Annotated in this window: 17 protein-coding genes; 2 read left to right on the forward strand and 15 right to left on the reverse strand. The window is 41.4% G+C overall.

Annotated features, from left to right (window positions below):
• Positions 1 to 141: 141 nt before the first annotated feature.
• A complete protein-coding gene (gene fur / locus H5185_RS07085; protein WP_124015998.1) occupies positions 142 to 573 on the forward strand; it encodes a ferric iron uptake transcriptional regulator in 432 nt (143 codons plus the stop codon).
• Positions 574 to 734: 161 nt separating this feature from the next.
• Here fur and H5185_RS23415 read toward each other — a convergent pair whose 3' ends face one another.
• From H5185_RS23415 to sdhC, 10 genes are all read right to left on the reverse strand, one after another.
• Positions 735 to 1,331, reverse strand: coding sequence for an AEC family transporter (locus H5185_RS23415; protein WP_404948447.1), 597 nt, complete (start codon positions 1,329 to 1,331; stop codon positions 735 to 737).
• Positions 1,332 to 1,354: 23 nt separating this feature from the next.
• The gene (locus tag H5185_RS23420) at positions 1,355 to 1,660 is read right to left on the reverse strand and encodes an AEC family transporter (protein ID WP_404948448.1); all 306 of its coding nucleotides are present in this window, start codon (positions 1,658 to 1,660) and stop codon (positions 1,355 to 1,357) included.
• A 117-nt stretch (positions 1,661 to 1,777) separates the two neighbouring features.
• Positions 1,778 to 2,650 (reverse strand): succinate--CoA ligase subunit alpha, encoded by an 873-nt coding sequence (gene sucD, locus H5185_RS07095; RefSeq protein ID WP_182741699.1) that lies wholly within the window; start codon positions 2,648 to 2,650, stop codon positions 1,778 to 1,780.
• A complete protein-coding gene (sucC, locus tag H5185_RS07100) occupies positions 2,650 to 3,816 on the reverse strand; it encodes an ADP-forming succinate--CoA ligase subunit beta (protein WP_124015812.1) in 1,167 nt (388 codons plus the stop codon). Before sucC ends, sucD begins: the two co-directional genes overlap by 1 nt.
• A gap of 75 nt (positions 3,817 to 3,891) precedes the next feature.
• Positions 3,892 to 5,085: a 2-oxoglutarate dehydrogenase complex dihydrolipoyllysine-residue succinyltransferase gene (gene odhB / locus H5185_RS07105; RefSeq protein ID WP_124015811.1), complete on the reverse strand. Its 1,194-nt coding sequence runs from the start codon at positions 5,083 to 5,085 to the stop codon at positions 3,892 to 3,894.
• 28 nt (positions 5,086 to 5,113) lie between these two features.
• Complete coding sequence (gene sucA / locus H5185_RS07110; protein ID WP_182741700.1) at positions 5,114 to 7,936, reverse strand: 2-oxoglutarate dehydrogenase E1 component; 2,823 nt, start codon at positions 7,934 to 7,936, stop codon at positions 5,114 to 5,116.
• Positions 7,937 to 8,139: 203 nt separating this feature from the next.
• Positions 8,140 to 8,847 (reverse strand): succinate dehydrogenase iron-sulfur subunit, encoded by a 708-nt coding sequence (locus tag H5185_RS07115; RefSeq protein WP_124015809.1) that lies wholly within the window; start codon positions 8,845 to 8,847, stop codon positions 8,140 to 8,142.
• 16 nt (positions 8,848 to 8,863) lie between these two features.
• Complete coding sequence (gene sdhA, locus H5185_RS07120) at positions 8,864 to 10,630, reverse strand: succinate dehydrogenase flavoprotein subunit (protein WP_124015808.1); 1,767 nt, start codon at positions 10,628 to 10,630, stop codon at positions 8,864 to 8,866.
• Positions 10,631 to 10,978: a succinate dehydrogenase, hydrophobic membrane anchor protein gene (sdhD, locus tag H5185_RS07125; protein ID WP_124015807.1), complete on the reverse strand. Its 348-nt coding sequence runs from the start codon at positions 10,976 to 10,978 to the stop codon at positions 10,631 to 10,633.
• Positions 10,972 to 11,346, reverse strand: a complete 375-nt coding sequence (gene sdhC, locus H5185_RS07130; protein WP_124015806.1) for a succinate dehydrogenase cytochrome b556 subunit — start codon at positions 11,344 to 11,346, stop codon at positions 10,972 to 10,974. The genes sdhD and sdhC overlap by 7 nt, the downstream gene beginning before the upstream one ends.
• Before the next feature lie 429 nt (positions 11,347 to 11,775).
• Between sdhC and H5185_RS07135 the strand changes: the two genes are divergently transcribed.
• Positions 11,776 to 13,062: a citrate synthase gene (locus tag H5185_RS07135; protein WP_124015805.1), complete on the forward strand. Its 1,287-nt coding sequence runs from the start codon at positions 11,776 to 11,778 to the stop codon at positions 13,060 to 13,062.
• Between the two features lie 124 nt (positions 13,063 to 13,186).
• Here H5185_RS07135 and H5185_RS07140 read toward each other — a convergent pair whose 3' ends face one another.
• The 5 genes from H5185_RS07140 to H5185_RS07160 form a co-directional block, all read right to left on the reverse strand.
• Positions 13,187 to 13,771: a hypothetical protein gene (locus tag H5185_RS07140; RefSeq protein WP_182741701.1), complete on the reverse strand. Its 585-nt coding sequence runs from the start codon at positions 13,769 to 13,771 to the stop codon at positions 13,187 to 13,189.
• Positions 13,765 to 14,538 (reverse strand): ChaN family lipoprotein, encoded by a 774-nt coding sequence (locus H5185_RS07145; RefSeq protein ID WP_182741702.1) that lies wholly within the window; start codon positions 14,536 to 14,538, stop codon positions 13,765 to 13,767. The genes H5185_RS07140 and H5185_RS07145 overlap by 7 nt, the downstream gene beginning before the upstream one ends.
• Positions 14,539 to 14,590: 52 nt before the next feature.
• Positions 14,591 to 15,034, reverse strand: a complete 444-nt coding sequence (locus tag H5185_RS07150) for a hypothetical protein (RefSeq protein WP_182741703.1) — start codon at positions 15,032 to 15,034, stop codon at positions 14,591 to 14,593.
• Complete coding sequence (locus H5185_RS07155) at positions 15,034 to 15,852, reverse strand: TIGR02594 family protein (protein ID WP_182741704.1); 819 nt, start codon at positions 15,850 to 15,852, stop codon at positions 15,034 to 15,036. The genes H5185_RS07150 and H5185_RS07155 overlap by 1 nt, the downstream gene beginning before the upstream one ends.
• 129 nt (positions 15,853 to 15,981) lie before the next feature.
• Positions 15,982 to 16,275, reverse strand: a 294-nt coding sequence (locus tag H5185_RS07160; protein WP_182741705.1) for a hypothetical protein, incomplete at its 5' end; no start/stop codon positions are given.

Here is a 16,275-nt window from a genome sequence, read left to right on the forward strand (position 1 = left end):
AACTTCAGCGAGTGTTTTGCTAAATATGCTCCATATAGGTTGATTAAGCACCTTAAGAGGTTTATGTTTTTAAACTCAAGACATATAATGATTAGAATATCCACCGATGAACCGATTGGTTCTGCAATCAAGAGATTAGCAATGACAGATGGAAATCAAGCGCTCAAAAAAGCCGGATTAAAAATAACCCTGCCGCGAGTTAAAATTCTAGAACTGATGCAAGAACCAAATAATCAGCATATCAGTGCAGAAGACTTATACAAAAAGTTACTCGAAATTGGTGAGGAAATTGGCCTTGCTACTGTGTATAGAGTATTAAACCAGTTTGATGATGCTGGTATTCTTAATCGTCATCATTTTGAAAGTGGCAAAGCGGTGTTTGAATTATCGACTCAACAACACCACGACCATTTGGTTTGTCTGACCTGTGATAAAGTCATTGAGTTTTCTGATGATGTAATTGAGCGTCGTCAAGACGAAATCGCCATGCGTCATAACATCAAGTTAACTCACCATAGCTTGTACCTTTATGGTCGTTGCACCAACGACACATGTGATCACGCTGACGAATAGTCTATATGTGGGCAACAAATAAACCAGCAAATTTGCTGGTTTTTTATTGCTTGAAATTTATCATCTGCATCTCTTTTTGGGGTAAAAAGTATAGAACAGGGAGTCGTGCATAGCACACAAGTGCGGATGGCATTGTAAAAAGTCTTATTAAATAAATACGGTTAAATTAACAGTGTTAACCATAGACTGAAACTCAGCACAGATAACAAGGTCGATAATACCACTGTGCTGCCCAAGGTTGATTCATGCTGTTTAAGCTCTGTAGCAATTAAATAAGCATTAACACCTAATGGCGAGGCGCTAAGTAACACTAACATGGCCGTATTTTGTAATGTTAACTGAAACACAAAATGCGCCATCACATACACTAATGCGGGTAACAAGATAATTTTCAAACTACTTGCCACTAATGCTAAACGCCAATGATCGCCAATCCGATAGAAACTTAAATTAGCGCCTAGAACAAATAATGCACAGGCTAATGCCGGTTTTGCGAGTAATGCTAGCCCTGCACTAAGCTGTTCCCCCAAGTTAATACTTATCGCATTAGCTAAAATGCCCAAGCTAATGCTCATCACCACCGGATTGAGTAGCATAGAGCGAGTAAATCGACGCCACGAAAAGCCTTGTTCTTGCGCGCGTGCCGCTAAGATAAATGTCAACGCAAACAAGGTAGCACTGTGAAAAGTAATGATCATAAATACCTGCCCGATCATCGTGTCGCCCAAGGCGGCGGTAATAATCGGTAATCCGACCAATACAGTATTAGAATAACTGCTGCCTAGGGCAAAACGGCACTGGCATCTCGGCTTTGTTGTGCTACGGGACTACAATATCGATTAATTAGATAACCAATGGTAAATACCACCACGACCGGTATATAAAAAGCCAGCAACGCAAGTGGATCAATACTTTGTGCCAGTGGCGCAGCTAACATATTGATAAATAAAAATGCCGGAATGCTGACATAAAAAGTGAATTTGCTGATGCCTGCAATATGTTCTTGAGTAAAAAAGCCCACTCGGGTTAAGCCATAGCCTAGGGTGACCATAAACATTAACGGGAAAATAATACTCACTATATGCATAACAACCTTACTAACGCTGAGGTAACCTAAACTTATAATACGTGATAACAATCTCAACCGTACTGAGAAAAAAGCAATAAAAAAGGCGCCTAAGCGCCTTTTTAAGCCGAGTAAATATTACCAGCCAGTACGAATACGTAATGCTTTACCGATATCAGCTAAAGAGCGAACAGTCGTAACACCAGCAGCTTCTAAAGCAGCAAATTTATCAGCAGCAGTACCTTTACCACCAGCGATAATTGCGCCAGCATGACCCATACGCTTACCTTCTGGTGCAGTAACACCAGCAATGTAAGACACAACAGGCTTAGTTACGTGTGCTTTGATATATTCAGCCGCTTCTTCTTCAGCGTTACCACCGATTTCACCGATCATTACAATCGCTTCAGTCTGTGGATCGTTTTGGAACATTTCCAATACGTCAATGAAGTTAGTACCAGGAATTGGGTCGCCACCGATACCTACACAAGTAGATTGGCCGAAACCTTCGTCAGTCGTTTGCTTAACCGCTTCGTACGTTAATGTACCAGAGCGAGAAACAATACCAACTTTACCTGGCTTGTGAATGTGACCAGGCATAATACCAATCTTACATTCACCAGGAGTGATTACGCCTGGGCAGTTAGGACCGATCATGCGAACGCCAGTTTCTTCAAGCTTCACTTTCACTTGCAGCATATCAAGTGTAGGAATACCTTCAGTGATACAAACGATTAGCTGAATGCCAGCATCGATTGCTTCAAGAATTGCATCTTTACAAAATGGTGCAGGAACGTAGATAACAGTTGCTGTTGCACCAGTTTGTGCTACTGCATCTTTAACTGTGTTAAATACTGGAAGACCAAGGTGAACTTGACCACCTTTTCCAGGAGAAACACCGCCAACCATTTGCGTGCCATAAGCAATCGCCTGCTCAGAGTGAAAAGTACCCTGACCACCAGTGAAACCTTGACAGATCACCTTGGTATCTTTGTTAATTAAAACAGACATTATTTGCCCTCCGCAGCTTTAACAACTTGCTCAGCCGCGTCAGTTAGACTTGTTGCCGCGATGATATCAAGACCAGACTTAGCCAATACTTCACGACCTAATTCGGCGTTAGTACCTTCAAGACGAACAACTACTGGCACTTTAACGCCAACTTCTTTAACTGCACCGATAATACCTTCAGCGATCATATCGCAACGTACGATACCACCGAAGATGTTAACCAATACTGCTTTAACATTGCTGTCAGAAAGAATGATTTTAAAGGCTTCAGCAACACGTTCTTTAGTTGCTCCACCGCCAACGTCTAAGAAGTTAGCTGGTTTGCCGCCGTGTAGGTTTACGATGTCCATTGTACCCATTGCTAGGCCTGCACCGTTCACCATACAACCTACGTTACCGTCTAAAGCAACATAGTTTAATTCAAATTTAGCAGCATGTGCTTCACGAGCATCATCTTGTGATGGGTCATGCATCGCTTTGATTTTTGGCTGGCGATATAATGCGTTGCCATCAATACCAATTTTGCCATCTAAACAGTGAAGGTTACCTTCAGTAGTGATAACAAGTGGATTGATTTCTAATAATGCAAAATCATGGTCGTTAAACATGTTCGCAAGACCCATAAAGATCTTAGTGAACTGCTTCATTTGTGTTGGGTTTAAACCTAACTTGAAGCCAAGATCGCGAGCTTGGAAAGCTTGCGGACCCGTTAACGGATCGATGATTGCTGTATGAATAAGTTCTGGCGTTTCTTCAGCCACTTTTTCAATTTCAACACCACCTTCAGTCGACGCCATGAACACAACGCGACGAGTGCTACGGTCAACAACTGCACCTAAGTACAATTCGTTGGCGATATCAGTACAGCTTTCAACTAGAATTTTAGCAACTGGCTGACCTTTAGCATCAGTCTGGTACGTTACTAAGTTCTTGCCTAACCAGTTTTCAGCGAATGCTCTGATTTCGTCTTTACTACCGGTAACTTTAACGCCACCTGCTTTACCACGGCCGCCTGCGTGTACTTGACACTTAACAACCCATAAATTTCCGCCAATGTGGCCAGCTGCTTCAACTGCTTCTTGAGCAGTATCACATGCAAAGCCTTCAGAGACTGGTAAACCATATTCGGCAAATAAAGATTTTGCCTGATACTCATGCAAATTCATGATGATCTATCCATATACTTCTAATCAAATCCAACTGGCTCAATATGAGCCAGCGACGAGGGTTTATCTACTGACTTATAGATCAAGCAGCAGACGAGTTGGATCTTCTAAGAAGTCTTTAATCGCAACTAAGAAGCCAACTGACTCACGACCATCAACAATACGATGATCGTAAGAGAGTGCTAGGTACATCATAGGCAGGATTTCAACCTGACCATTTACTGCCATTGGGCGATCTTTAATAGCATGCATGCCTAAGATTGCGCTTTGTGGCAGGTTCAAAATTGGAGTCGACATTAACGAACCGAACACACCACCGTTGGTGACTGTGAAGTTACCGCCAGTCATATCTGCAACAGATAGCTTTCCGTCACGGCCTTTGATAGCCAATTCACGAACTGCTTTTTCAATTTCAGCAAGACTCATGGTATCGGTATCACGTAATACTGGTGTTACCAGACCACGAGGTGTCGATACTGCAATGCTGATATCAAAATAGTTGTGATACACAATATCATCACCGTCAATAGACGCATTCACTTCTGGAAAACGCTTTAACGCTTCTGTTACTGCTTTGATATAGAAAGACATAAAGCCTAAACGAATACCATGGCGTTTTTCAAAAATGTCTTGATACTGTTTACGAATATCCATGATTGGCTTCATGTTGACTTCGTTAAACGTGGTCAACATTGCCGTTGAATTTTTCGCTTCTAAAAGACGTTTAGCAATGGTTTTACGAAGACGTGACATTGGAACACGCTTCTCACTACGACCTTCAAGTGGTGCAACAGGTGCAGCTGGCGCGGTTTTAGCTGGTGCAGACTTAAGAAATGCATCAACATCATCCTTAGTCACACGTCCGCCAACACCAGAACCTTTAATTTTGCTGGCATCAAGATTGTGCTCTGCAATCACACGACGTACTGAAGGACTCAATGCATCGTTAGATTCATCAGTAGCCGCTTCAGTAGATGCCGCAGCAGAAGGCGCTGACGCTTCAGCTTTAGTCACTTCTTGGCCAGAAACTGCACCAGCGACAAAATTAGCAATCACTTGCTCGCCTAAAACGGTGTCACCTTCTTGGAATAACAATTCAGAGATTGAACCGTCTTCAGGTGCAACCACTTCTAAAACAACTTTATCAGTCTCGATATCAACTAAGTTTTGATCACGAGTCACCTGCTCACCAGGTTTAACATGCCAAGTAGCAATAGTTGCATCAGCAACAGATTCTGGTAATACGGGTACCTTAATTTCGATACTCATGGAAAGCTTCCCTTATATAAATTATCTATTACGACAGTTTTAATGCGCTATTAACTAATGATTCTTGCTGCTGTACGTGCAAGCCAGGATAACCACATGCTGGTGCAGCAGACGCTTCACGACCGGCATAAGTTAATTGACCACCTGCAGGAATATTAGCCCAGAAATGATGCTGACTACAGTACCATGCACCTTGGTTTTGCGGTTCTTCCTGACACCAAACAAAATCAGTAACATGTTGATAAGTTTCTAATGCTGCACGAAGTTCCACATCAGGGAACGGATACAACTGCTCAACACGCACGATGGCAACGTTAGTGATATTCTCTTTGCGACGTTTTTCAAGTAACTCGAAATACACCTTGCCACTACAGAATACAACACGGTCAACTTTACTTGCGTCTAAGGTATCAACCTCACCGATGATATTTTGGAAAGTACCTTCAGCAAGCTCTTCTAAGCTAGACACAGCTAATGGATGACGCAATAAAGATTTAGGCGACATTACCACTAATGGACGACGCATCGGACGAACAACTTGACGACGAAGCATGTGATAAACTTGCGCCGGAGTTGATGGCACACACACTTGCATATTGTGGTTAGCACATAGTTGCAAGAAGCGCTCTAAACGGGCACTTGAATGCTCAGGGCCTTGACCTTCGTAACCATGAGGTAGCAGCATAGTGAGACCACATAAACGGCCCCATTTTTGCTCACCAGATGATAAGAATTGATCAATTACCACTTGGGCGCAGTTAACGAAATCGCCAAATTGCGCTTCCCAAATGGTTAACCCACCTGGTTCTGCTGTGGCGTAACCGTATTCAAATGCCAACACTGAAGCTTCAGACAATACCGAGTCAATAATATCAATTGGCCCTTGCTCATCAGCCACATTACGCAAAGGTAAATAGGTAGTGCCGTCTTTTTGGCTATGCAATACCGCATGACGATGGAAGAATGTGCCACGACCAGAGTCTTGACCAGTAATCCGCACACGCTTGTTGTCTTCAAGGATAGAAGCATAAGCTAGCGTTTCTGCGAAACCCCAATCAAGTAACTTCTCGCCTTTTGCCATCGCAGTTCTGTCGCCATAAATTTTGGCAACGCGAGATTGCAGCGGATGATTATCAGGAATATCGACTAACTTATTGGCTAAGTTTTGTAGACGGTCCATCGACATCGCACCGGCATAATCTTCATCCCATTCACGATTGAGATAAGGTGTCCAATCAACCGTATGCAGCGTCATTGGACGCCACTCTTTAACAACACAATCCCCGGCATCTAATGCATCACGATAATGATTAATCAAACCAGTCACTTCATCGGCTGGAATACTATTTTCAGCGATTAACTTATCTGCATAGATTTTACGTGGCGTTGGATGTTTTTTGATTTTAGCGTACATTAGCGGCTGTGTAGCACTAGGCTCATCAGCTTCGTTATGGCCATGACGGCGATAACACACTAAATCAATAACCACATCGCGTTTAAACTCATTACGATAATCAACTGCAAGTTGCGAAATAAACGCCACCGCTTCTGGATCGTCAGAGTTGACATGGAAAATTGGCGCCTGAACCATCTTAGCAATATCAGTACAATATTCGGTTGAACGAGTGTCGGCATGGTTAGATGTGGTAAAACCAACTTGGTTATTGACCACAATCCGAATGCTACCACCAATGGTAAAACCACGTGTTTGAGACATGTTAAACGTCTCTTGCACAATGCCTTGACCCGTTATAGCAGAGTCACCATGAATAGTAATTGGCATCACTTGCAGGCCATCTTTACAACCACGACGATCTTGACGAGCGCGAACTGAACCAATAACCACTGGATTAACGATCTCTAAGTGAGATGGGTTAAAGGCTAACGCTAAATGGACATTACCACCTGGCGTTTCAAAATCTGATGAGAAACCCTGATGATATTTAACATCACCTGAACCATGGGTATCAGCGTGTTTACCAGCAAATTCGTCAAACAATTCAGCAGGACGTTTACCTAACACGTTAATAAGCAGGTTTAAACGACCACGGTGAGCCATGCCAACAACGATTTCTTTGGTACCCGCTTCACCGGCACGGTAAATGATTTCACGCATCATAGGAACGAGCGAATCACCACCTTCTAGGGAGAAACGTTTAGCTCCAGGGAATTTAGCACCAAGGTATTTTTCGATACCTTCTGCAGCATTCAACCCTTCAAGAATACGCTTTTTAACATCGTTACCGTATTGGGCTTTACCTAATGTCGGTTCAAGACGTTGTTGGATCCAACGTTTTTCATCGGTATCAGTAATATGCATGTATTCAGCACCAATAGAGCCACAGTAGGTGCTCTTTAATGCATGAATAATGTCAGCAAGCTTCATGGTTTCACCGCCGAGGGCGAATGAACCAGTATTAAACTGACGCTGCATGTCTTCTACAGTTAAGCCGTGATAAGCAGGATCTAACTCCTGAACAACCTCACGCTTCCACAATCCTAATGGATCTAAATTGGCATTTTGATGGCCACGGAAACGATGGGCATTGATCAATTGCAGGACTTTAACTTGCTTCGCGTCTAGCTCTGGATCGGTTACGCTGTTTGCGTTTTTAAAACGACCTTCTAGGGCTAAGCTACGGAAATAGTCACGGACTTTAGAGTGGGCTGTTTCGGGTACGTCTACTGAAGCACCGTTAACGGGAGGGAGATTATCAAAAACAAGCTGCCAATCAGCAGTAACTGATTGCGGATCTTCTTGATAGGCTTCATACATCTCTTCTACGTAGGTCGAGTTCGAACCACTTAAATACGACGACTCGAGCCAAGCTTTCATGATGCCTTGGTGCATTGTTATTCCTTTCAAACTTGATACACGTGCTAGCCATAAACATAACAGTGAGTAACATAAGTTACATCACACGTAGACTGAAACTATCTTAAAAAGCCTAATTTCAGGAGGTATTGCATAAACACACAAAAGAGCCATCCCCGTTATTGGAGATGACTCTTAATAGAGCTAATAAGTCAGACTATTTTGCTCTTCTTGGTGCATTAAACTGCCCGCTTTAGCAACATCGACTTAATATGACCAATCGCTTTCGTTGGGTTTAATCCTTTAGGACAAACATCAACACAGTTCATGATGCCATGACAACGGAACACACTGTACGCATCATCTAGATCAGATAAACGCTCTTCAGTTGCCGTGTCGCGGCTGTCAATTAAGAAACGATAAGCATGTAATAAGCCACTTGGTCCGATAAATTTATCCGGATTCCACCAGAATGATGGACAAGCAGTTGAACAACATGCGCACAAGATACATTCGTATAAACCATCTAAATGAGCGCGCTCTTCAGGTGATTGTAAATGTTCGCGAACAGGTGCCTTTTCATCATTAATCAGGAAAGGCTTAATCTTTTCATATTGCTTGTAGAACTGAGTCAAGTCGACGACTAAATCTCGAACTACTGGCATGCCTGGTAATGGACGGACTTCAATTTTCTTCCCTTTAAAGGTTGAAATTGGTGTAATACACGCCAATCCATTTTTACCATTCATGTTAACACCGTCAGAACCACACACACCTTCACGGCATGAACGACGGAACGCAAGCGTTGGGTCTTGTTCTTTCAGTTTAATTAACGCATCTAACACCATCATATCAGAGCCATCTGGCACTTCTAGGGTGTAATCCTTCATATAAGGCTTGGTATCTACATCAGGATTATAACGATACAATGCAAATGTTAATTTCATCTTTTGCAACTCCTGCCTAATAGGTACGTTTTACTGGTGGAAACGCATCGCGCAATTTAGGTGTCATGTTGACATCACGTTTACTCATAGCGGTAGTGACTGGGTCAAATATGCTATGACATAACCAATTATCATCATCACGATCTAAATAATCTTCACGAGAATGCGCACCACGGCTTTCAGTACGGAAGTTAGCTGCATAAGCCGTTGCCAGCGCGGTGGCCATCAAGTTGTCTAATTCTAAGCATTCAATACGTTGAGTGTTAAATTCTGTTGAATTATCAGATAACTTGGCATTTTCAAGACGCTTTTGAATTGCTTGAAGCTGTTCTAAACCTTCTGCCATGGCTTCGCCACTGCGGAAAACAGAGAAATTTAACTGCATGCACAATTGAAGGTCTTTACGGATAACCGAAGGATCTTCACCGTCTTTGTTGCTTTCCCAACGATTAAGACGTGTAAGTGATGCACTTATTTCTTCGTCTGTCGCCGCTTTAGGCTCAGGCGTTTCGTCTAACGCTTTACCTAAATGCTGACCGGCAGCACGTCCAAACACCACTAAATCAAGTAGTGAGTTACCACCTAAACGGTTTGCACCATGTACTGATACACAGGCAATCTCACCCACAGCAAACAAACCTAATACATCTTGCTCGGTGCCATCGTTATTCTGGCGAATAACTTGTCCACTCACTTTAGTCGGTAAACCGCCCATCATATAATGACAAGTCGGGATCACAGGAATTGGACCGTCAGCTGGATCAATGTGGGCAAAAGTACGGGATAATTCACATACACCAGGAAGACGTGCTTCAAGGGTTTCTTTACCTAAATGATCAAGTTTAAGCAACAAATGTGGACCTAATGGACCGTCTAAACCACGACCTTCACGAATTTCAGTCATCATTGAACGTGCTACCACGTCACGAGATGCCAAATCTTTCGCATTAGGAGCATAGCGTTCCATGAAACGTTCGCCATCTTTATTTAAAAGATATCCACCTTCACCACGACAACCCTCAGTCACCAATGTGCCTGCACCAGCAATACCCGTAGGGTGGAACTGCCACATTTCCATATCTTGTAACTGAACACCAGCGCGAGCTGCAATACCAACGCCGTCACCGGTATTGATATGAGCATTGGTGGTAGACGCGTAAATACGCCCTGCACCGCCGGTGGCTAAAATAGTGGCTTTGGCTTTGAAATAAACAATATCACCGGTTTCGATTTCTATCGCAGTACAACCGACAACAACGTCATCTTCATTTTTAACCAAATCTAAGGCATACCACTCAGAATAAACGTCAGTTTTATGTTTAACGTTTTGTTGATATAAACAATGAAGCAGTGCATGGCCTGTTCGGTCAGCAGCAGCGGCAGTTCGAGCGGCTTGCTCGCCACCAAAGTTTCTAGACTGACCACCAAACGGACGTTGGTAAATGGTGCCGTTTTCAAAACGAGAGAAAGGTAAACCCATTTGCTCAAGTTCGATGATGGCTTCGGGACCTGTTTTACACATAAATTCAATGGCTTCTTGGTCACCGATAAAATCGGAACCTTTAACCGTGTCATACATGTGTTGTTCCCAATGATCTTCGTGTGCATTACCTAATGCTACGGTGATACCACCTTGAGCAGAAACGGTATGTGAACGAGTAGGGAATACTTTAGATAACAGCGCGCAGCTCTTACCTTCTTTAGAAATCTGTAATGCTGCTCGCATACCTGCGCCACCGGCGCCGATCACAATTGCATCAAATTCGCGTACTGGAATACTCACTTAAACACCCCACACTATTACTATGCCTGAAGCTAAATAACTCAATGCGATAACAACAAAAGTAAACTGTAGTACACCACGCAACGCTGTATTTTTGACATAATCAGTCAACACTTGCCATACACCAATCCAAGCATGGATAAGCAAAGCAACCAACGTTATAAGAGTAAAGACTTTCATTGGAAGTGAACTGAATAAGCCACTCCAAATTTCGAAAGTTAACGGGGCACTACACGCGATAAAACCTACTAAGAAAATAGTATAACAAGCGAGGATCACTGCACTTGCGCGTAATAGAATATAGTCATGAACACCACTACGTCCAAAACTTGCTGCATTTGTTACCATACCCAAATCCCCGCTATGATTGATAGAACCGCTGCTAAAGCAAACGTAGCTTTAGCTGATGCTGTACCCGAAGCTAACTCTTCCCAGCGACCAGTATCCATAATCAGATGACGAATGCCACCTAACAAGTGATAACCTAACGCGGTTAGAATGCCCCAAAGGATGAACTTCATCACGAAACCATCGAACAAGGATTGTACGCTAGCGAACCCTTCTGCTGATGTTAAAGTCGAATTTAACAACCATAGAAGAATACCAATAGCAAATAGCATGATAACACCGGAAACACGGTGTAGGATTGACGCGATCGCTGTTGCAGGAAAGCGAATCGTCTGCAGGTCTAGATGGACAGGTCTTTGCTTTTTCACGTTCTGCTCACTCAGCTCCGTCGAGCATTATTTTTGTTATATATCTGTTATTTGTTTAACCACTAACGCTAACACTTAGCTTACGTTTTAAAACAAATAACAGATCACTCTAAAACATCTAATCAGTTGAGAAACCACTATTTAGTGCGTAAATTAATCGTTTCTAAACTGTGACGTTAGTCTCCCTTAGGGACGCAGGCAAGTATACTCGCGGGAATTGTCAAATACAAACATCACATTATGCAAAATAAGTTTTTTTACTGTTTTTTTAATTTAATTCAAGCCTAGAGCGGTTTACAGCAGACATATACCTTGGTCTAACGAATTTAAACGCTTATTTAAATTGATCTGTGATCCCGATCCACTGTAAAGTAATGACCGCTTAACATGCCGCACTCATATAGAAGAATGAAGTAAGGAGAACGGGGTATGGCTGATAATATAGCCAAATTAGAGTTACCAGGAAACGATTCAATCGACCTACCTATTAAGAAAGGTACTGAAGGTTTTGACGTTATCGACATCAGTACACTTGGAAAAAAAGGGTATTTTACCTTCGATCCAGGCTTTTTAGCTACTGCATCTTGTGAGTCAGCAATTACTTATATCGACGGTGAGCAAGGTATCTTGTTGCATCGTGGTTATCCAATTGACCAACTTGCTACTGAATCGACATACTTAGATTTATGCTACTTGCTATTGTATGGTGAATTACCGTCTAAAGCTGATTACGAACAATTTGTTTCCACAGTGAAAGAACACACTATGGTTCACGAGCAAATTGCATTCTTTTTCAGAGGTTTCCGCCGTGACGCACACCCAATGGCAATGCTATGTGGTGTAACGGGTGCATTATCTGCTTTCTATCAAGATTCTCTTGATGTTAACAATCCAAAGCATCGTGAAATTGCAGCTTACCGCTTAGTGTCGAAAATGCCGACAATCGCAGCGATGTGCTACAAGTACTCAATGGGGCAACCTTTTGTCTACCCACGTAACGATTTAAGTTACGCAGGTAACTTCTTGTCGATGATGTTTGCTACTCCTTGTGAAGAGTACAAAGTCAACCCAGTTGTTGAAAAAGCGATGGACCGTATTTTTGTATTACATGCTGATCACGAGCAAAATGCATCTACATCTACTGTTCGTTTAGCCGGTTCTTCAGGCGCTAATCCATTTGCATGTATTGCAGCGGGTATTGCTTCGTTGTGGGGCCCAGCTCATGGTGGTGCTAACGAAGCTTGCTTAGAAATGTTAGAAGAAATCGGCAGCGTTGATCGTATTCCTGAGTTTATCGAGAAAGCGAAAGACAAAAACGATCCATTCCGTCTAATGGGCTTTGGCCATCGTGTTTATAAGAACTTCGACCCTCGCGCTAAAGTGATGCGTGAAACCTGTCATGAAGTGCTCAAAGAACTGAAAGTGGTTGATCCATTATTAGACGTGGCAATGGAACTTGAGCGTATCGCTCTTGAAGATGAGTACTTCATCTCTAAGAAGCTATACCCGAACGTTGATTTCTACTCTGGTATCATCATGAAAGCCATTGGGATCCCTAACGATATGTTCACAGTGCTATTTGCATTGTCTCGTACTGTTGGTTGGATTTCACATTGGAAAGAAATGTTAGATCAACCAGGCCATAAAATCAGCCGTCCTCGTCAGTTATACACTGGTGAGTCTGCGCGTGATTTTGTGAGCGTTGATAAGCGTTAATCATCTGATTAACCAAACAGAAAAAAGCGCCGAAAGGCGCTTTTTTGTTACTTAAAGGTAATTTACAACATCTATATAAGGTTGTACTTGTTTGCTTGAGTTCGGAATATCATGACGGTTGATATTATTTCGATAATCTCTCGCGAATATAAACCATCTCTTCTCGAAAAAAATTTTTCTCAATGCCATTATCTTCATTATTGATAATATACTGCAAACTTTTTGAAGCGTCTTGCCAAAATTCCAATTCTTTGTATATGTTATACAGGGCTTTATGAACTGAAACTAACTGATGTTTTGTCAGTGATTTATTTTTTTTATGATTCAAGTAATCATTATAAAGCTTAATCGACTGACTAAGATCCCTTTCAACAAAAGACCCATTACTATAAATCCAAGCTAATATTTTGATAGCTTCAACACCATCGGCTTGTGCATTTTTTTTTGCTTCATTGACATAACGAGTCCCATCACCTGTATAGTATCCAATGTAAAGAAGTGATTTCCAACTTCCCATCGAATAAGCTTTTTCACACCACTCTTCTAGACTATATGGTGCAAACATTGAACTTTTTGCACATTGTTGTGCAGCCTGTTCTACTGTTAAGTTTGGATCGTTAATATCGATTGCATGCCATAAACTATTTGCTTGCACATAGTGGCAAATTGAGTTTAAAACTAACAATATAAAAAGACTTATCCTTACCATTGCAACTCACCATCTGAATTGACCCGTTTTTCAGGAATATGAACCTGAAAAGACTTGATAGCTGACTTATAGGGAAACCCTTCACGGTAAAAGTATTGCTGCTTAAGCGGAGTATCTTCAGCAGAGCCTTCTCTGCAATCATTTTCGGTTAGACACAATATACCTCCAATAAAGTCTACAAAGACAACATTATGTATCCCTTGCTTTTGGATTAAAGTATCAATACCTTCTTGATAAGATGCAGCTTCAACAGCATGCCACCGATGCATGAAAGCCAGTACACGATGTTGAGTCGATTCTTTTATGATACTCACAATATTATTTGTCCAGCTATCATTGCGTTTGCTATGAGTATCTTTACAAATACCCGCCTCGGCATTGTCAGACGAGCAAGCTGCATCAAGACTTGCCATTTGATCTAATGTCATGTCCAAAGCGACTATTTTCAAACCTGCTGTTCTTGCTGCTTTAACAAGTTCACCGTATGCATGAGGAACTAAATATCCCCATGCCCAATTATCATTAAAGTAACGCTGAATAACTTCAAATCCCTTACCTGTACGTTGATAGAATGCCACTTGCTCCTTCATTGATTGTGGTAACATCTCTATAGCAAAATGGGTAAAGCCAGCTGCTTTTAATTGTTTGATCGCTTTAATCGCTTCATATTTATATCCAGCGGTGTTGTGATTAGACTCACCTAGCATAACTAAGCGAGCATTACCTGCAATCGTTTTGTAATTTACATCCGTGTTAATTTTATTCATTATTTGTCCGTGATTTTTATTAAAACTTAACAGTCTAATTTTTGAAATAATACTACTTACACCAATCTGCTACAGAAACAATACCCATCAACTTTTCTTTATTTTCAGCTAACCATACATCGATCGCTGTTGAAGGTTTGAATTCAGAGCCAGTACCCGGCCAGTAGTAATTCCCAGCACTATCTAAACACAGCGCGACATAAACTGGAGTCGAATTAAAAACGACATCTTCACCTTGCTCGACAAGCATTTCATAGTTTATGTTTTTGTGAGATTCACCTTTATAAGTATCGAGGACTTCAGCAAAAAAAACCTGCTTTTCTAATCCATCATTCTGAGCCGTTACTTCCACTTTAGTGACTTTTAATTTAGCAAGATAATGTACATTTTTTATAGCTTGTATAAAGCCGTTTAATTCTGATGAGGCTTCGTTTTGAGCGAGCGCTGGATGGATAACACCTACTAACAAGAATAGGAGAACTATGATATTTTTCATTATGCTTCACTTCCTGCAATCGATGACTTTTGAGTATAAACAGGTAAACTGGAAGATGATGAGTCAAAGTTAGAAGGAACAACAAAAGCATCCCACACCTCTTTTTTATACTTAGAAACTTTCACACTATTACTTTGATTACCTCCGAGCATAAATAAATAATGACCATCAACGCTTTGCCCTACTACAAAAGCAACATGCCCGCCCCCTTGTCTTGATTTGATGCCTATAGCACCGTAAACAGGTTGAGTTATTGGTTTACCAAAATCAATCCACGATTTGGCTCTAAAAGCATTTTTTACAGGTTCAATATTATTTTGTTTCATCACCCAAGCAACAAAAGAGCCACACCAGGCATTTTGACCACCACTGTCATCACTTCCCCAAAACTTAGAAGCTTTAAAATATTCTAAAATTTTAGGGTTTGCTTTAGTACCTGCAACTTCGGATTCACCCACCTCATTAACAGCTGTTTTCATCCAAAAAGCATTAGTTACAGGCATTTTTAAAGAGGTATTTACATTAGGAAGTACGGCTACACTCAACAGTTTTTCATTCATCTTTCGATGAGTTCGACCATTAGCGTCAATTTTGCCATCTGGACGTACCATATTAAGTACTTTGCTTTGAAATAATCTAATCGCTGCAACAGTTTTAGAGTTTTCAGGCCTAGAGCCTAAACAGCCATCAACAATTAAAGGTTTTGTAGGGGGAATGAGTTTAAGTAGTTTGTTTAAACCGCTTTGTACTGTTTTTACATCGTTTACATTGTTAGCTCCACCCAGCCCGACAGCTTGAGTTATTTTTATTGATGACATCGTATTATCCTTGTCATTATTGGTGTAAAGCAGAAGTTAAATCTGCAGATTTAGTACTTAATAATATTCTGATAGTAATTAACTTTTTTCGCACCTAGATTGTGTTGGGCTAGAGGCTGAATACCTTCTTCACTGAGGAGCTCCCCAAACCTGCTCAATAATGACCATCGGATTAAATGGTTTTTTTAATGATTCGATACTTTCCAATTGAGTTTTTATATTTTCAGTAAGGTTTTCATACTCTCGAGCAGAAGCTACTGTAGATTTAGGAAAAACTAAAAGACGTATATTATTAATTTGCTCACTTATAGCCTGAGACTTTTCAACCTTATTCTGCTCTTGCAATATCAGTATAGCGCGAGCTAAATTAAAGACTTCAGGCTGAGCACAATTATATAGCGCATCATCAAAAAGCTTACCCAG

The organism is Shewanella sp. SG44-6, assembly GCF_014164185.1.
In the GTDB taxonomy this organism is placed as follows: Bacteria; Pseudomonadota; Gammaproteobacteria; order Enterobacterales; family Shewanellaceae; genus Shewanella; species Shewanella vesiculosa.

What these genes read in the sequence shown, in the direction of transcription:
- H5185_RS07140 (WP_182741701.1), bottom strand. Translation starts at nt 13,771, where the DNA reads ATGGTAAGGATAAGTCTTTTTATATTGTTAGTTTTAAACTCAATTTGC.
- odhB (WP_124015811.1), bottom strand. Translation starts at nt 5,085, where the DNA reads ATGAGTATCGAAATTAAGGTACCCGTATTACCAGAATCTGTTGCTGAT.
- H5185_RS07145 (WP_182741702.1), bottom strand. Translation starts at nt 14,538, where the DNA reads ATGAATAAAATTAACACGGATGTAAATTACAAAACGATTGCAGGTAAT.
- sucD (WP_182741699.1), bottom strand. Translation starts at nt 2,650, where the DNA reads ATGTCTGTTTTAATTAACAAAGATACCAAGGTGATCTGTCAAGGTTTC.
- H5185_RS07115 (WP_124015809.1), bottom strand. Translation starts at nt 8,847, where the DNA reads ATGAAATTAACATTTGCATTGTATCGTTATAATCCTGATGTAGATACC.
- sucC (WP_124015812.1), bottom strand. Translation starts at nt 3,816, where the DNA reads ATGAATTTGCATGAGTATCAGGCAAAATCTTTATTTGCCGAATATGGT.
- H5185_RS07155 (WP_182741704.1), bottom strand. Translation starts at nt 15,852, where the DNA reads ATGTCATCAATAAAAATAACTCAAGCTGTCGGGCTGGGTGGAGCTAAC.
- fur (WP_124015998.1), top strand. Translation starts at nt 142, where the DNA reads ATGACAGATGGAAATCAAGCGCTCAAAAAAGCCGGATTAAAAATAACC.
- H5185_RS07135 (WP_124015805.1), top strand. Translation starts at nt 11,776, where the DNA reads ATGGCTGATAATATAGCCAAATTAGAGTTACCAGGAAACGATTCAATC.
- H5185_RS23420 (WP_404948448.1), bottom strand. Translation starts at nt 1,660, where the DNA reads ATGCATATAGTGAGTATTATTTTCCCGTTAATGTTTATGGTCACCCTA.
- sdhD (WP_124015807.1), bottom strand. Translation starts at nt 10,978, where the DNA reads ATGGTAACAAATGCAGCAAGTTTTGGACGTAGTGGTGTTCATGACTAT.
- H5185_RS07150 (WP_182741703.1), bottom strand. Translation starts at nt 15,034, where the DNA reads ATGAAAAATATCATAGTTCTCCTATTCTTGTTAGTAGGTGTTATCCAT.
- sucA (WP_182741700.1), bottom strand. Translation starts at nt 7,936, where the DNA reads ATGCACCAAGGCATCATGAAAGCTTGGCTCGAGTCGTCGTATTTAAGT.